This window comes from Variovorax sp. MHTC-1 (assembly GCF_003984645.1).
GTDB lineage: Bacteria > Pseudomonadota > Gammaproteobacteria > Burkholderiales > Burkholderiaceae_C > Variovorax.
The window spans coordinates 1-16,133 of sequence record NZ_RWKI01000031.1 but is presented as its reverse complement, the minus strand read 5'-3'; the positions used below and the strand labels follow the sequence as shown (position 1 = coordinate 16,133).

Below are 16,133 nucleotides of genomic sequence, written 5' to 3'. Positions count from 1 at the left end.
GATGGCCCCGGACTTTTTTGGTATGCCAAACCGCGATAGCCCCCGATGCGCATCAGCACTACGTGCCGGCGCCCAGGCCCCCATAAAGTGCTGACATCAAGGCCCAATTCATGACAACCATCCACCTTAACCCGCGTGTGCTCTTCCTGAGCGATGACCCGGACGCAGTCGAGCGTCAGCTCCAAGGCGAGGACCTGCCTCTGGTGGACGCGGGCGCACTTCGCGACAACGTTTCCACAGACGAGATCACGCCAGCAACGGTAGCGACGATCTGGGACGAGCGCCTGGGCCGGTACCCCTACTTGGGATTTATTTCCGGAGGCCGCCAGCCGATCGGTATGGATGCCGTGAAGAACGCTGGTTTCTCTGTCACTGTCGCCGGAAAGCGGTACGGCAAGGGATCCTCCCGGGAACACAGCCCGATGGCCGAGCGCAGTGCCGGAATCCGGCTGGTGATTGCCGAAAGCTTCGAGAGAATCTACCGCCAGAACGCGGACAACCTGGGCCTGTTCACGTCCACCGATTTCAGCCTGATCGAGCGCATTCAGAACGGCGAGCCAATCGACATTGAGGAGCTCGTTTCTTCTCGCGACGCCCAGGCGGCAGCCATCCTGCGGCACGGCGGTCTCCTGCAGTACGGACGTGAGCGGATGACGCAGATCAGCACGCCGCCGCCTGAAGCTATTGGTGGACCCAGAACGCTCGCTGAGAAGATCTTTGCAAGGCACTTGCTAATCACCGGCGACAGTCAACCGGGCCTCCGACAAGGCCAAGGCGCTTTCGTGCGCGCGGATTGGCGCTTCCTAATCGAGTACTACACGCCCATGTGCGCCCATTCGCTGCACACAGCGTTCGGGCGGCCGCTTCAGCTGCATGACCCGCAGAGCGTTCGCCTGTTCGAAGACCACACTTCCTATATCCATCGCAGTGTTGCCCACGTCCGTGCGGGTTTGATTCCCGCAATTCAGAACGTGGTTCGCGAGCACCGAAAGTTCGCCGAGGACTATGGCCTTAAAGCCCACGGCCTGCTGGCGGACGGCATCGGCAGCGAAGGCATATCGCACCCGATGATGTCCGAGCGCTACGCGTTGCCCGGGCAGATCGTCGTCGGCACCGACTCGCACACAACCCACAGCGGCGCGCTTGGCAGCCTCGCCTTCGGCGTTGGCAGCACCGAGATGGCCAACGCTCTGGTCACCGGAGCTGTACGCATCACGGTTCCCGCGTCACTGCGCATCGAACTCTCCGGCCAGCTCCCGGTGGGCGTCGGTGCCAAGGACGTCGTCCTGTTGTTACTTGCCGATCCGCGGATTCGCGCAGGTTCCGGGGTCGGCAAGGTGTTCGAGTTCACCGGGCCGGCCATCGCCCAGCTCTCCACGGACGAGCGCGCCACGTTGACCAACATGACGGCGGAGCTTGGCGGCTTCACTGGCCTCGTTGCCCCCGATGAGGAAACCGTGCGCTTTCTGCGCGAACGACGCGGCATCGAATTTGCGCTGGAAGACTGGATGCGCAGCGACCCGGACGCGACATACGTCGACACCATCCGAATCGACTGCTCGACGCTCGCGCCGATGGTGGCCCGTCCCGGCGATCCCGGCAATGGCGTGCCGGTGACGGAGCTCGTGGACCGCCCGAAGGTCGACATCGCTTACGGAGGCTCGTGCACGGGCGGCAAGCGCGAGGACTTCGACGCCTACTACCAAGTGCTGAGCTGGGCCGTCGAACGCGGCCTGCGCGTGCACCCCCATGTGAAGCTGTACCTGCAGTTCGGCACAGTCGACGTCCGTGACTACTGCATCAAGAAGGGGTACCTTGCGGTATTCGAGCGCGTGGGCGCCGAAATGCTGCAACCCTCCTGCGGCGCCTGCGCTAACGGCGGGCCGGGCACCTCGGAGCGTGCTGACGAAGTTACCGTCAGCGCCATCAACCGCAACTTTCCCGGGCGCAGCGGCCCCGGAAAGGTTTGGCTCGCGAGCCCCGCCACTGTTGCGGCCAGCGCGATCGCGGGCGAACTCGCAGCCTTTGGCGAGCTCCCGGCGCGTGTGGATGCAGGTGTGCTGCAGCCGGCCTGACACGTCGCGTCCGGCCTGCACATAGCCATGCTGATCCTCAGCACCCAGGAGCGCGAAGCCATCGACGCCGATCCCTGGTTCGCGTCGCTCTCGGCGTCACTTCGTCACGACATTCTGCGACGCGCCGAAGTGCGCCACTTCGCCGACCGCGATGCGATCTATTGCCGCGGTGCTCGCGCCGAAGACTGGAACGCCGTGGCGAACGGAGCGGTGCGCATCGGGTCGAGCTCGCCCGATGGAAGGCAAGCGACGCTGCGATATGTGGAGCCTGGCGTCTGGTTCGGTGAAGTCGAGATGTTCGACCTGAAAGGCCGACCGTACGACGCGTCGGCGCACGGTCCAACGACGCTGCTGTCGGTGCGGCGCGAGGACGTTCACGCGATCCTGGCAGGCCACACCGAGTTGTATGCCGCACTCCTGCGCCTTAACTCGCAGCGTGTGCGGCAGCTCTACAGATTGGTGGAGGACCTCGCTACCAAGCCATTGCGAGCTCGATTGGCCAAGCAGCTGTCGCAGCTCGCGCACAGCTACGGTAAGCCCGCGGGGAAAGGGGGCGCTGAAGTGCGGATCGCCCTGCGTCTCGCGCAGGAGGAACTGGCTCACCTGATCGGCTGCTCTCGGCAAAGGGTGAACGAGGAGCTGAAGCTGATGGAGCGCGACGAAACCATTCGGATCGAGCCCTGCTGCGTGATCGTGCGCAATGGCCGGGCACTGCGGCGGATGTACGAACCTGCCCGCTGACGCCGGCCGCGTGCCACTCTGGGCGACAATGCGCTCTGCCGACCTATATGTATGCCCCGCATTGATCCCCTCAGTCTTCAGCTGTTCCTCGCCGCCGCGCGGGAAGGTTCCATCAAGCGCGCGGCTGAGGCCGAACATGTCGCTCAATCGGCGCTCAGCCGGCGGATTGCTGATCTGGAGCACGCGCTCGGCGTACAGCTTCTAAGCCGCTCTCCCCTTGGCGTCACCCTGACGGAGGCTGGACATCGAGCATACGCACTCGGTGACAAGCTCAACGCGGACATTCAATCGTTTGCGCGCGAGGTGCAATCTCTAAGCGGCGAGGTCGCGGGTGTTGTCCGCCTGTTTGCCAACCTTTCCTCCGTGGTGGGATACCTGCCGGAACGTTTGCATGCATTTCGGTCGAAACATCCGAATGTTGAAATCGCGCTGCAGGAGCGCAATTCCGGGGAGTGCATCCGCGCATGCCTGGATGACCGAGCCGACGTCGCCGTTTGCATGGCGCCCGGCGCGCCGCTCCCTGCCATCGAGTCGTGGCACTTCGCCGACGACCCGCTCATCGTCGTTTTGCCCCTGAACCATCCGCTGGCGAAGCAAAGGGCCCTTCGCTTCTCGGAAGTGGTGAAGTACCCAATCGTGCGCATCCAGACCGGCGGTGCCGGAGACAGCTTCATGCAGGAGCAGGCCGAGAAGCTCAGGGTTCCCTATTCGCCCGTGGTCGCTGTCAGCAGCTACGAGGCCGCCTGTCGAATGGTCGAGGTCGGGTTGGGCATCGCGATCATGACGGGAAGCGCACTGAGCGCCCTTGCGGGCACCAAGCGATTCGTCCGCCGGCCGCTCGACGAGCCCTGGAAAGACAGGGAATTGCGGGTCTTCGCGCTGAAGAAGTCGAGCCGGCTTCGGGCCGTGGACGCCATGATCGAATCCTTGCGCAGCTGAACACTACGGATATCGCGTCACTACGGATATCGCGTTCGGACATATCCCATCTGACGCAAGAGCACTTCAGCCTGGGAGGGCGCCGCGCCTAAAGTCACCGGCATTCAAGCGACACCGGAGACATCAATGCGCGCTCTTGCGTTTTTCGGCCGGCGAGCCGTTATCGCCCTTTCCCTCCTCGGCCTTGCCAATGCACTTTCGCCTGTGCACGCGCAGACTGCCGATGGCAGGCCATTGCGCCTCATCGTGCCCAACCAGGCGGGCTCGGGGGTCGACGCCGTGGCGCGAGCCATGACCAACAGCATGGGCGCAGCTTTCGGCCGTCCCATCGTGATTGAGAACCTGCCAGGATCGGGAGGGATGATCGGCACGCAACAGATCGTGCGCGCAGTCAAGGACGGTTCCGTCTTGGGCATGGTGTCTTCCAACCACGTCATCAACCCCTTCATCTACAAGCGCGTTCCTTTCGACGCGATCAAGGACATCACGCCGATCTCAGTGATCGCGACCTCCGCTGTGGTGTTGGTGGTGAATCCGGACACGGTAAAGGCGAAGACGACGCGCGAGTTCATTGCGGAGCTCAAGGCCAACCCCAAGCTTTTCGCGTATGGATCGGCAGGCAACGGGACCGTACTGCACCTGGCTGCGGAGTACTTCACAAGCGAAGCAGATGTTGACATTCAGCACGTGCCGTACAAGGGTACGGGCGCGATGACCACCGACATCATTGGCGGGCAAGTGCACTTCGGCATGCTGCCCTTGGTGGTGGCGGCGCCTCACATCAAGTCCGGCAAGCTGCGCGCCATCGCCGTCACCTCAGCCAAGCGCAATTCGGCCTTCCCCGACGTGCCGACGCTGGCCGAAACGGGACTTCCTGGTTTCGAGTTCGAGAGCTGGATTGCCCTGATCGGGCCGGCCGGCATGACGGCACCTGTGGTCGCCGATGCGTACCGAAGGATCAAGGACACCATGGCCCACAAGGAGGTTCAAGACAGCTTCCTGGCGCAGGGTTTCACGCTCACGACGACCACGCCCGAGCAGACACGACCCTTCTTCGTGACCGAGTTGGAGAAGCACAAAAAGCTGGTGAAGCGCTCCGGTGCGGTTGCCGACTGAATGCACGCCCACCCAGACCCAGTTCGCGGAGAAAATTCATGAGTACCCCTATCTCCCTCAACGACAAGTACGAACTCGCAAAGGGCCGTGTCTTCATGACGGGGACGCAGGCGCTCGTTCGTTTGCTGTTGGCGCAGAAGGCAAAAGACGAGGCCGCCGGGCTCAACACCGGCGGCTTTGTGTCGGGCTACCGCGGCTCTCCGCTGGGCTCGGTTGACCAGGAGCTCTGGAAGGCGGGCAAGTATCTGGCGCAGCACAACATCAAGTTCAACCCTGGCTTGAACGAGGAGCTGGCTGCCACCTCGGTGTGGGGCGCGCAGATGGCCGGCATGGACCCCAAGGCCACGGTCGACGGTGTGTTTGCCATGTGGTACGGCAAGGGGCCGGGCGTGGATCGCAGCGGCGACGTCTTCAAGCACGGCAACATCGCGGGCACCTCCAAGTTTGGCGGCGTGCTGGCCATTGCGGGTGACGATCACACCTGCAAGTCATCGACCCTGCCGCATCAGAGCGAACAGGCATTCATCGCCGCCGCGATGCCGGTGCTCAATCCCTCCGGTGTACGCGAGTTCCTGGAATTCGGCTTGCACGGTTGGGCGATGTCGCGCTATTCGGGCTGCTGGATAGGTTTCAAGGCGATTAGCGAAACCATCGAGACCACGTCGTCGTTCGACATCGATCCCATGGCGATCGAGATCAAGGTGCCGGTCGATCACCCGATCCCCGCGGGCGGCTTGTCGATTCGATGGCCGGATCCGCTGATGGAGCAGGAAGAGCGGTTGCTTCGAGACAAGCTCCATGCGGTGCTGGCGTATGTTCGGCTGAACGGGTTGAACCGCCAGGAATGGAGCGTCCCCAATGCAAAGCTGGGCATCGTCACGACCGGCAAGAGCTACCTGGACACGCGGGAAGCGCTCTCGCTGCTTGGCATCGACGAAGCGGGCGCGAAGTCCCTCGGTGTGCGCCTGCTGAAGATTGGCGTCACCTGGCCGCTCGAACCGAACTGCGTTGCGGAGTTTGCGCAAGGCCTGGACGAGATTCTGGTCGTGGAAGAGAAGCGCGGCATCATCGAGCCGCAGGTCAAGGAACAGCTGTACAACGCGCCCCTGGGCGAACGCCCGCGCGTGGTCGGCAAGGCTGAAGGCGAGGGGGAATGGGTCCGCTCGCCGAAGGGATTCCTGCTTCCCCCGAACGGCGAGCTTTCGCCCGCGCTCATCGCCAAGGTCATTGCCCAACGGCTGCTGCAGGTGCTCGGTGCGGGTGCATTGCCACAGTCGGCCACCGCAGTCCTGGCGGACGCAGGCTGCGCCGCCGCCCTGGACGCGACGCTGCCGCAGCGGTTGCCCTTCTTCTGCTCGGGTTGTCCGCACAATACATCCACGAAGGTGCCCGAGGGTTCGCGCGCGGGGGCCGGCATCGGTTGCCATGCCATGGCGACGTGGATGGACCGCAGCACCACGAACATCACGCAGATGGGCGGCGAAGGGGCAGCCTGGATCGGGCACGCGCCATTCACCTCGGAAGGCCACATCTTCCAGAACCTCGGGGACGGTACATACAGCCATTCGGGTTCGCTGGCTTTGCGCGCGGCCGTCGTCGCCAACGTGAACATCACCTACAAAATCCTTGCGAACGACGCAGTCGCCATGACGGGCGGTCAACCGGTCGAGGGATCATTGAGCGCAATCCAGATCGTCCAGCAGGTCACAGCCGAGGGCGTCAAACATGTGCACCTGGTGTCCGATGATCCTGATGCGTGGAAGGCGCTGGGCGGACTGCCGGAAGGCACAGTGGTCAGCCATCGCGACGAACTGGATGCGGTGCAGCGGCGCTTGCGCGACACGCCCGGTGTTTCCGTGATCGTCTATGCGCAGACCTGCGCGGCTGAGAAGCGCCGCCGCCGCAAGAAGAAGGAAGCGGTGGATCCTCCGAGGCGCGTTGTGATCAATGAGGAAGTCTGCGAAGGTTGCGGCGACTGCGGCGTGCAATCGAATTGCGTATCCATCACGCCGCTCGAAACGCCGCTCGGCCGCAAGCGGACGATCGACCAGAGTTCCTGCAACAAGGACTATTCCTGCGTCAAGGGCTTCTGTCCGAGCTTCGTCACGGTCAAGGGCGGTGGTCTGCGCAAAGCATCCAAGAGCAAGGCGACACCGCCCTCGGACCTGCCGCAACCGCACATTCCCGCACTGGATCAGCCGTATAACGTCTTGATCACCGGTGTCGGCGGCACCGGCGTGGTCACGATCGGTGCGCTTTTGGGCATGGCGGCGCACATCGAAGGCAAGGGCGTGATCGTCATGGACATGGCGGGCCTGGCGCAGAAAGGGGGCGCGGTAATGTCGCATGTGCGCCTTGCGGCCCGCCCGGATGCGCTCTACGGGGCGCGTGTCGGCCAGAAGCAGGCGGACTTGCTGCTGGCTTGCGACCTCATGGTTGGCGCCGGCAAGGAGGCGATGAATGCCTCGAGCGCTGAGCGGACGGCGGCGGTGGTGAACACGGACGTGGCGCCGACGGGCAGCTTCCTGAAGAATCTCGATTGGCAGGCGCGTCCCCAGGAGTTGCTTGAGCAGCTGAAATCCGGCGTGAAGAACGCGGCAACGGTAGACGCGTCCCGGCTCGCCACCAAATTGATGGGTGATGCGGTGGCCACGAATGTCTTCATGCTCGGATTCGCGTGGCAATCCGGAAGGGTGCCGCTATCGGAGGCAGCGCTGTTGCGCGCCATCGAACTCAACGGCGCGGCGGTGGAAATGAACAAGGCAGCGTTCTCCTGGGGACGGCAAGCGGCGCTTGACGTGGACAAGGTGCGCGCCGCCGCTGGATTGGACAAGGCGCAGGTCATGCTGATGCCGCAGCGGGCGCTTGCCCTTGATGCGCTGCTTGCCGACCGTAGGAAACGGCTCACCGAATATCAGGGTGGCAGCTACGCGCAGCGCTTCGAGGACACCGTGCGCGAGCTTGCGGCTCTCGAGAAGACTCGTTTTGGGTCGGAGCGCGTGGCCCGCGAGATCGCTGTGAGCCTCTACAAGTTGATGGCTTACAAAGACGAGTACGAAGTCGCTCGTCTCTACACGGAAAGCGGATTCTTTGACCGCATCGGACGCGAGTTCGAAGGCGACTACAAGCTGCACTTCCACCTGGCGCCGCCCCTGTTGGCCAAGCGGGATGCGAAGGGCCACCTGCTGAAGAAATCGTACGGACCCTGGGTCGCTACCGCGTTCCGTTGGCTGGCGAAGGGCAAGCGTCTGCGTGGCACTCCGTTTGACATTTTCGGCTACACCGAAGAGCGCCGAACCGAGCGCGCACTGATCGCGCACTACGTCGCACAGATGCGCCAGGCGCTCACGAGCGCGCGGCCGGACCAGGTGGCTACTGTTCTCGAACTTGCACGGCTACCGCAGACGATGCGCGGCTACGGACACGTCAAAGAGGCGAACATCAAAGCCGCGCATATCCGCGAGGCCTACCTCCTGGGCGAACTGAGCAAGCCTGTCGTCAGCGACGTTGATTCGACGCAAACCCCTGAAGTGGCACTGACATGAAGAACCATGACGTGTACGTTGTGGCGGCGGTGCGCACGGCCATCGGCACCTTTGGCGGGTCACTCAAAGACGTCCCGCTCACGCAACTGGCCACGGCGGTTGTTCAGGCAGCGCTGGATCGTAGCCGGGTTGATCCGGCAAGAGTCGGCCACGTCGTCATGGGGAATGTGATTCCCACCGACCCCAAGGATGCCTACCTGGCACGTGTGGCGGCGATGGATTCCGGCATTCCCGAGCAGACTCCCGCGTTCAACGTGAACCGACTTTGCGGTTCGGGCTTGCAGGCCATCATCTCGGCGGCGCACACCCTGATGCTGGGCGAGGCAACCCTTGCCGTGGGAGGGGGAGCGGAGTCCATGAGCCGGAGTCCTTACGTGATGGCGGGCGCAAGATGGGGCGGCCGCATGGGAGACATGCAGACCACGGACTACATGCTGGGCATCCTGCACGATCCCTTCCATCGGATCCACATGGGCATCACCGCTGAAAACGTTGCGGAGCGGGCTGCGGTGACGCGCCAGATGCAGGATGAGTTGGCTGTGGAAAGCCAGGCCCGCGCGGCCAGGGCCATCTCCGAGGGAAGGTTCAAGTCGCAAATCGTTCCCATCGCGCTCGAGAGCCGAAAGGGAACCGTCGTTTTCGATACCGATGAGCATGTGCGCGCCGGTACGACCCTGGAGCAACTTGCGAAGATGAAGCCGGCGTTCAAGGAGAACGGCACCGTCACGGCCGGCAATGCCTCGGGGCTCAACGACGGCGCCGCCGCAGTGGTGCTCGCCACGGAGGAGGGCATCGCGGAAGGCGGCTTGAAGCCGCTGGCCCGGCTCGTGAGCTATGCGCATGCAGGCGTGGATCCCAGGTTCATGGGGATCGGCCCTGTTCCAGCGACTCACCTGGCGCTGCGACGCGCGGGCTTGACCGTGGATGATCTTGATGTGATCGAGTCGAACGAGGCGTTTGCCGCCCAGGCCTGCGCCGTGAGCCGGTCCCTCGAGTTCGACCCCGCGAAGGTGAACCCCAACGGGTCCGGTATCTCGCTCGGCCATCCTGTCGGGGCGACCGGCGCGATCATCACCACCAAGGCGATTCATGAACTCCATCGCGTTGGCGGGCGGTACGCCTTGGCCACGATGTGCATCGGTGGTGGCCAGGGCATTGCGGCAATTTTCGAACGCGTGTGAGCGCTCCGTTGCCCGTGATCACCCTGTACCACTGCGTGAGCGCGCGTTCCTTCCGTCCGCTCTGGATGCTGGAAGAACTGGGCGTGCGTTATGAACTGAGGATGTTGCCGTTTCCACCCCGCGTGTTGGAGCGCTCATACCTCGACCTGAATCCACTGGGTACCATCCCGTTGATGATTAACGGCGGCACGCGAATGACCGAGTCGGCAGCGATCTGCCAGTATCTTTGCGCATTGAGCGCCCCGACGTCGCTGCAGGTCGAGCCCGCGGAAGATGACTATGGCGCCTACCTCAACTACCTCCACTTCGGCGAAGCCACGCTCACGTTTCCGCAGACGCTCGCGCTGCGGTACGCGCGATTTGAGCCCGATCGGGGTCTGGCAATCGTTGCAGAGGACTATTCCAAATGGTTTCTGGCACGGTTGCGCACGCTGGAGCCCCTGCTGGCCCAGCAAGAGTATCTGTGCGCCGGTCGCTTCACGGCCGCGGATGTCTCGGTTGGGTACGCGCTGTTGCTGGCGCAGCATCTTGGGCTTGTATCCCGTTTCACCCCGGCAGTGAAGGCGTACTGGGAACGTCTGCAGCAGCGTGAGGGGTACCGCCGCGCCCTGCAATCCCAGGAAGCCGCCGCGGCAGCGCAAGGCGTTTCCACAGTGCCCGCGCCGGATACCGCGGCCTAAGCGCGCATCCGCAGTTGCTTGCGCAAGCTCTTGTCGCGTCAAGCACCGCCAGCAGGCACGCGGCGCCGTCCCGTCAGCGACCCAATACCGTCCATGTCCCGGGGACCTGCCCAAAGCTCAGCCACACGCCGTCGGGAAGGCTCTGGTTCACGCCCGGCTTCGACCAATCGCACACCCCGGTCGGGAAGATCGCATTCAAGCGCGTCAACTCGGGCGCGGTAAACGTGACTCTGTAGTCTGCGGGCGTGACGGGCTTCAGTTGGCACTTCAGAACGTCGCCGGCGCGCGTGCCGCCAGCCACAATCCGAGGGTTCGCGTAGATCGGGTAAAGCTTGTTGCATTGGGCCGCCGGATCGAGGGTGGCCGCCTCTTCGAACTTCGTTCCCGCCGAATCCCAGCAAGCGTCCTTGGTGGTCGCTGGTTTCGCTGCGATGACTCGGTTCAGGTATTCGCGGCTGCCGGGATCGAGCGCCAAGTTGGCCGGGTCTGCGGAAAGCTTGTCCAGCCACTCGTTCATCGCGGTCAAGCCCTGCCGGATCAGGTTGGTGCCGGGGGCGGGCGTGCCAGCGACCGTCCATGCGACCATATTGTCCCTGGTGCCGTTCGTCTTCAACATACGCTCGATTTTTGCGAACGTTCGGTCGCGAGCGTGAATGTTCCTCTGGTCATCGACATAGTTGCGATAGTCGATCATTGGCAAGGTCAGGTTCACGGCGGAATTGAGCCGGCCCGACTTGTACGCGTTGGCAATCGCCAGCAAGTCGCCCGAAGAGCGCGAGGTCGTGATCTTGCCGTCGATGTCGAGGCCACCGACTTTCTCGTTAAGGTCCAGGAACTCCGTGGTCGAGATTGCGCCACTGTTCAGCGCGTTCAGTCCGTATTGCACACCGACGTTGTCGTATGCGGAGCGTGCGAACCCATTGGCCGGGTTCACGCCGAAGCTGTTCACATTGCCCGACCAGTAGTCGCCCCGCGCTCCCTTCGGATTGGTGACCGCGTCGTAGCGCATAGCGATCGGCACCGAAGACCCGAACTGGCTGTTGGACGGGTTCTGCCAGACGTTGGCGAAGTTCTGCCACAAGCCCAGACAGGTCGTCGAGTTGTCCACGACCGGATAGCCATCGACTTTGGAGATCTTGCTCACGGGCCAACTTCCCGCAGCCGTCTTGGTAAAGTAGTTGGTCAACACATTGCAGTCGAGGACGTCCGAAACGACCGACACCTGGTCGGGGTAGGTGCGAACTGTGTTGATCCCGTCGAGCAGACCAGGGTAGTTCTGAGCGATGAGATGCAACTGCATCGATCCGCCCGAAGAACCGAGGCCGATCGTGAACTTCGGCAGGCCGTAGTTCTTGATGAAGTGTTCCTTGATCATCGCCGTGGTCTCGGCGGAAAGCGCATCGTCCTGGCCGGTCCCGAATACGTTTCGTGTCCCCGTCGCGACTGCGAAGCCCATGTTCAATGCGTCGTCGGTGGAGCGAATGCTGTCCTGCGCCAGCAGCGCCCCCGCCGCGGTGTTTGAACCGGACCGATAACCGGGACCCGCACCGCCCACGTACTGGTACATCAACTTGCCATTCCAGCCGGCGCCCGGCTTGGTGCCGTTGGTCGTCCACGGCTTGGAAATAGGTTTGGCCGGATCGTCAAGGATCGCAATCCGGTAGATGGACTCGTTGATGGTGCCGGACTCGACCCGCACGATGTAGTTGACTGACTTGCCCTCGATCGTCGTGGTCTTGGCCAGATCGCTGGGGTAGGGCTGGCTGAGCTGGGTGAGCGGCGCGAACGTTCCGGCCGTGGTCCGGTAAAACCACTCCACGCGCGAGTTGCCGGTGCACACCGTCGACGACGTCGGCGCTCCCAGACCAGAAGCCTCGGTCTCGCAGATCCAGGGCCTCTGGTGAGGTCCGGCGAATAGCGGTCCCGTAATCGGAGAACTCTTGATGGTGCCCATCGCCACGGCGGCGCCCGAAGATCCATTCACTGCCTGGACTTCATTGTTGCCATCGGAGAGGCCTTCGACAACACCGATGAGTGTGCGCGCGTCCCTGGCGCTGAACGAGCTTGTCACATCCACGCCGTTACGCAGCACCTTGACCTGGTCGGTGGACAAGTTTGCCGGGAGAGGGATTTCCACCAAAGCGCTCCCTCCGGTGGCGAGCGAAGCACGCGAAGAGAGGACTTTGATGGTTGCGGGTGGGGCATCATTGCTTCCCCCGCACGCGGGGAGGAGGGCGGTGATCGCTGCTGCGCACGCAACAGGCATCAGGCGGTTGTAAAACATGAAGTCTCCTGGGCGTTAGGGAACGCGGGTCGCTCAATAGCGGGCTCGTCGCGCAATGAAGTCCAGCAGGTTCCGATTGGCTTCTTGCGGTTTCTCGAAGTACGCGGAATGCCCGGCGTCGTCGATCACGGCGAGTTCGCTGCCTTCAATCAGCTCGGCCACCTCTCGCATGACGGCCACGGGCACAATCGGATCTTCACTGCCTACCAGCAGCAGCGTCGGGCAGGCGAGTCCGCCCAGTGCTTGCACAGGAAGCAGTTTGTCCGGCTGCAGCAACGCAGCGAGCGCCTCGCCCCATTCGGCGCTGGGAATCGAATGTGCGCTCGGATTGAAGTGGTTGATCTGGGCGTACAACTGTGCCTTCTCCGGATGGTTCTCCAGGAACCAGCGGCCGAGAGAACGCTGCTCCACATTGACGGCGCGCTGCGTGATTCGCCGACTGGCAAAGATGTTGAGCAACACGGGGTGGTCGACGCCGAGCGAGCTGTCGCAGGCAGCGAAAGCGGCAACGCGGTCGGGATGACTCAGGGATAGCCTCAGCCCGATAAAACCCCCTAGCGATTGGCCGACGAGCACGGCTCGCTCCACTTCCTCCCGATCGAGAATGGCGATCGCGTCCGCGACGAAGGTGTCTAACGCGAACTCCTGGACCGGCGCGACCGAGCGGCCGAAGCAGCGGATGTCCATGGTGATGCAGGTGTGGCGCGCGCCGAAGGCGGGCAGCTGCTGCCACCAGGTAGCGCCGTTGGAACCGGCGCCATGCAGGAACAGAACTGCCGGGCCTTCGCCCTGGCGCTCGTAGTAGATGCGGCGCCCGCCGGCTTCGACGAAAGGCACGATCAGTTTGCCTTGATGTTCAGGCTTCGCACCAGCTGGCCCCAGCGCTCCGTGTCGGCGCGCACCAGCTGCGCGTACTGTTCCTGTGTGGAAGCGGCGGGTGTCATGCCCTGGAACTCCAGCAGTTTGACCACTGCAGGATCGTTGACGGCGACTTGCAGGACCGCATGGAGCTTGCGCACGATGGGCGCAGGCGTTCCTTTTGGCGCGGAGACCCCGACCCAGGAACTGACGGTGAGCTGCTTGAAACCCAGCTCCGCGAATGCTGGCACGTTGGGCACCGCGGTACTGCGTTCGGGACTGCTGACTGCCAGCACCTTGAGCTTGCCGCCCTGCACGTGGCTGAGCGCGGCATTGGGTGGAATCACGATCACTGACACCACGCCGGCCAACACGTCCTGCAGTGCCGGGGCACCGCCCTTGTAGGGCACGTGCGTGAGCTGGATGCCGGCGGCGCGCTGCAGCTGTTCCATCACCAGGTGGCCGGTGCTGCCGGCGCCGGAACTGGCGTAGTTGATCTTGCCCGGCTCCCGCTTGGCGCGTTGCAGAAGTTCCTCGAATGAGTTGATGCCAGCGTCGCTGCGCACCACCAGCCACTGCGCGGCCCGGCCGATCTCGCCGATGTGTTCGAAGTCCTTCACGATGTCGAAAGGAACGTTCTCGTACATGCCCTGCACGATCGTGTTGAGCATGCCCGTCATGGTGAGTGTGTAGCCGTCTGGTGCGGCATTGGCGCCAGCCTGTGTACCGACGATATTTCCGGCACTCGGCCGGTTTTCGACGACCACGGGAATCTTCAGTGCCGTAGACATGTGCTGGGCAACCGGGCGGATAACCTGGTCGTAGGGACCACCTGCCGGCGCGGGGACGATGATGCGGATCGGACGAGCGGGCCAGTCGGCGGGCTGGGAATGGACGACGGACGTGGCCAGGAAGCCGGCCGCCACGGCAGCTGCGAAGCGCAAGAGCATTTTCACGTTGTCTCCTTGTTTGTCCGCATCTTCGGCCGACGCACCCATCGCCGTCGAATTAATTCGCCGGGTTATCCATTAGACTTCCCGATACCTTGCCGCACAGCGCCACCGTCTTCCTGAACCGGCTGCTCGCCCGCGGCAAGTTCCGCCACGTGCAGGTGATCCTGGCATTGGCTGAACTCGGCAGCGTGCAGCGCACGGCGGATGCGATCGGCATGACGCAATCTTCGGTTTCCCAGACACTCGCCTACTTGGAGGAGTTGCTGGAGGTGCGCCTGTTCGAGCGTCACGCGCGCGGCGTGCGGCCGACGCCCGCCTGTGCAGACTTGTTGCCAGTGGCTCGCCAGCTGATGATGGGAGTAGCCGACGGCGCGGAGATCGTCAGGCGCCACAGCATGTTGAGCGACCGCGTCACCACCGGATAAGTACGTGCCGGCAGAGGGAAGTTGCGCGCGAGGTCGTCGAAGCGCTGCCGGGCCGCAACGCCCGCCGGCAACACAAGCCAATTGGCCTTTGCGATGTCCGACCATTTCAGCGAACGGGCGCCCGCCAACGGATGGTCTGCCCGACAGAGGATCACGTACCGGTCGTCGCGCAGCGGATGAAACTCCCATCCTTCCGGGAGCACGGGCGGCCGGCGGCAGACGACCAGGTCCACCTCGCCGCGTGCAATAGCCAGCAGCTGGTCCTGCCCCTCTGCTTCCGCCAGGTGAACCTGGACGCCGGGATATTGGTCACTGAATTCCGGGAGCGTGTCAAGCAGCAATCCGTTCGTTGCAGCCGCGGAGGCAACCAAGCGGACAACCCCCTGGCCGTGCTGGTGGCGCGCGCTGGGCACGACCGCTGCTGGACGAAGGCGAGCTCGTGGAACTGCGCGTAGGCGACGCCGTGCACATCGAGCCGATCGGCATCCTGCAGCCCAAGGCTGGCATGGGCGATGCAGCAATTCGCTTGGGTGAGTTCCTGCGCAAGGCGACGGCTGTCCGCGTGCGTTCGCGGCCCGAAATGCCAAGACCCGTCGGACGAAAGCGCAAAACTCCTCCGGCACCAGCAAAGAACTGACGCCATGAGGCAAGGCTTGCGGATTCGGAACTCAGCTTCCGTCAAACACTTTCTCTAGGGTAGACCAATCGATTGGATCAAGTGACTTCGGCGCGATCACGCGTTCTCGTTCAGCAGGCGGGCCGGCACATCGGACCTTTCCAGAGCGATGAAGTGGCCGGTGTTCGCCACTTGAGTGAACTGGGCAACAGGACGCCAGCTGAGATGTTCAACCAATGTGTTGCGTCGACCGGTTGAATCCGCCGCCATAAGCATCGGTGATCGGGCGGGCCCGGTAGCCCGCGGAGCTGTCTCTCTAGACTCGTAGTCCGTTTACGAAGGAGAGCTCGAATGACGTACTTCACCGGAATCGATGTGTCGCTGCGCTCCGTTTCGATCTGCATCGTCGATGAGCATGGCGAGGTGTGCCACGAAGCCAAGACCGCAGCGCAGCCAGCTGCGATTGCCCAGTGCTTGAGCAGCTTCAGTGCCGACGTGAAGTCCGTCGGCCTGGAAGCCGGCACGCTGACTCAGTTCCTAGCCTATGGCTTGCAGGCCGCCGGCTTCGAGGTGATCTGCATGGAAGCCAGGCAGGTCAAGAACACGTTGGCCGCCATGCGCAACAAGACCGACCGCAACGACGCGCGCGGAATCGCGCAGATCCTGCGCACCGGCTGGTACAGCCGTGTCCACGTCAAGAGCATGCACAGCCACCGCGTG

Annotated in this window: 13 protein-coding genes and 1 pseudogene; 10 read left to right on the top strand and 4 right to left on the bottom strand. The window is 63.4% G+C overall.

All coding sequences use genetic code 11. The features are described 5' to 3' along the window. Positions 1–110: 110 nt before the first annotated feature. The 7 genes from EJI01_RS26280 (at position 111) to EJI01_RS26250 (ending at position 10,277) form a co-directional block, all read left to right on the top strand. The gene (locus EJI01_RS26280; protein WP_126840061.1) at positions 111–2,075 is read left to right on the top strand and encodes an aconitase family protein; all 1,965 of its coding nucleotides are present in this window, start codon (positions 111–113) and stop codon (positions 2,073–2,075) included. 27 nt (positions 2,076–2,102) lie between these two features. Next, the gene (locus tag EJI01_RS26275; protein ID WP_409513985.1) at positions 2,103–2,816 is read left to right on the top strand and encodes a Crp/Fnr family transcriptional regulator; all 714 of its coding nucleotides are present in this window, start codon (positions 2,103–2,105) and stop codon (positions 2,814–2,816) included. A gap of 51 nt (positions 2,817–2,867) precedes the next feature. After that, entirely contained in the window at positions 2,868–3,755 is an 888-nt protein-coding gene (locus EJI01_RS26270; protein ID WP_126840059.1) for a LysR family transcriptional regulator, read from the top strand. 126 nt (positions 3,756–3,881) lie between these two features. After that, complete coding sequence (locus EJI01_RS26265; RefSeq protein WP_126840058.1) at positions 3,882–4,871, top strand: Bug family tripartite tricarboxylate transporter substrate binding protein; 990 nt, start codon at positions 3,882–3,884, stop codon at positions 4,869–4,871. Between the two features lie 38 nt (positions 4,872–4,909). Then, complete coding sequence (locus EJI01_RS26260; protein ID WP_185879069.1) at positions 4,910–8,416, top strand: indolepyruvate ferredoxin oxidoreductase family protein; 3,507 nt, start codon at positions 4,910–4,912, stop codon at positions 8,414–8,416. Further along, entirely contained in the window at positions 8,413–9,597 is a 1,185-nt protein-coding gene (locus EJI01_RS26255; RefSeq protein WP_126840056.1) for an acetyl-CoA C-acyltransferase family protein, read from the top strand. The genes EJI01_RS26260 and EJI01_RS26255 overlap by 4 nt, the downstream gene beginning before the upstream one ends. 14 nt (positions 9,598–9,611) lie before the next feature. Further along, a complete protein-coding gene (locus tag EJI01_RS26250; protein WP_126840055.1) occupies positions 9,612–10,277 on the top strand; it encodes a glutathione S-transferase family protein in 666 nt (221 codons plus the stop codon). Positions 10,278–10,350: 73 nt separating this feature from the next. Here the strand turns inward: EJI01_RS26250 and EJI01_RS26245 are convergent, their stop codons facing one another. The 3 genes from EJI01_RS26245 to EJI01_RS26235 are packed head-to-tail and all read right to left on the bottom strand — an operon-like array spanning position 10,351 to position 14,417. Then, positions 10,351–12,561 carry a DUF6351 family protein gene (locus EJI01_RS26245; RefSeq protein ID WP_126840054.1) on the bottom strand — a complete coding sequence of 737 codons (2,211 nt, stop codon included), beginning with the start codon at positions 12,559–12,561 and terminating at the stop codon, positions 10,351–10,353. Positions 12,562–12,594: 33 nt separating this feature from the next. Next, positions 12,595–13,398 carry an alpha/beta fold hydrolase gene (locus EJI01_RS28935; RefSeq protein ID WP_185879068.1) on the bottom strand — a complete coding sequence of 268 codons (804 nt, stop codon included), beginning with the start codon at positions 13,396–13,398 and terminating at the stop codon, positions 12,595–12,597. Between the two features lie 2 nt (positions 13,399–13,400). Beyond that, entirely contained in the window at positions 13,401–14,417 is a 1,017-nt protein-coding gene (locus EJI01_RS26235; protein WP_126840052.1) for a Bug family tripartite tricarboxylate transporter substrate binding protein, read from the bottom strand. 47 nt (positions 14,418–14,464) lie between these two features. On the opposite strand from EJI01_RS26235, the gene EJI01_RS29495 reads away from it, so the two are divergent. Continuing rightward, entirely contained in the window at positions 14,465–14,797 is a 333-nt protein-coding gene (locus tag EJI01_RS29495; protein ID WP_260602694.1) for a LysR family transcriptional regulator, read from the top strand. A 56-nt stretch (positions 14,798–14,853) separates the two neighbouring features. Here EJI01_RS29495 and EJI01_RS29740 read toward each other — a convergent pair. Further along, positions 14,854–15,210, bottom strand: a pseudogene (locus EJI01_RS29740) (LysR family transcriptional regulator substrate-binding protein); the annotation flags it as partial. 26 nt (positions 15,211–15,236) lie between these two features. Here EJI01_RS29740 and EJI01_RS28930 point away from each other — a divergent pair. After that, the gene (locus EJI01_RS28930; protein ID WP_185879066.1) at positions 15,237–15,434 is read left to right on the top strand and encodes a hypothetical protein; all 198 of its coding nucleotides are present in this window, start codon (positions 15,237–15,239) and stop codon (positions 15,432–15,434) included. Between the two features lie 330 nt (positions 15,435–15,764). Continuing rightward, positions 15,765–16,133: transposase (locus EJI01_RS26215; protein ID WP_148112373.1), on the top strand; the 369-nt coding region annotated here is incomplete at its 3' end.

Coding starts and splice junctions, on each gene's coding strand:
- EJI01_RS26280 (WP_126840061.1), top strand. CDS start 111: ATGACAACCATCCACCTTAACCCGCGTGTGCTCTTCCTGAGCGATGAC.
- EJI01_RS26275 (WP_409513985.1), top strand. CDS start 2,103: ATGCTGATCCTCAGCACCCAGGAGCGCGAAGCCATCGACGCCGATCCC.
- EJI01_RS26270 (WP_126840059.1), top strand. CDS start 2,868: ATGCCCCGCATTGATCCCCTCAGTCTTCAGCTGTTCCTCGCCGCCGCG.
- EJI01_RS26265 (WP_126840058.1), top strand. CDS start 3,882: ATGCGCGCTCTTGCGTTTTTCGGCCGGCGAGCCGTTATCGCCCTTTCC.
- EJI01_RS26260 (WP_185879069.1), top strand. CDS start 4,910: ATGAGTACCCCTATCTCCCTCAACGACAAGTACGAACTCGCAAAGGGC.
- EJI01_RS26255 (WP_126840056.1), top strand. CDS start 8,413: ATGAAGAACCATGACGTGTACGTTGTGGCGGCGGTGCGCACGGCCATC.
- EJI01_RS26245 (WP_126840054.1), bottom strand. CDS start 12,561: ATGTTTTACAACCGCCTGATGCCTGTTGCGTGCGCAGCAGCGATCACC.
- EJI01_RS26235 (WP_126840052.1), bottom strand. CDS start 14,417: ATGGGTGCGTCGGCCGAAGATGCGGACAAACAAGGAGACAACGTGAAA.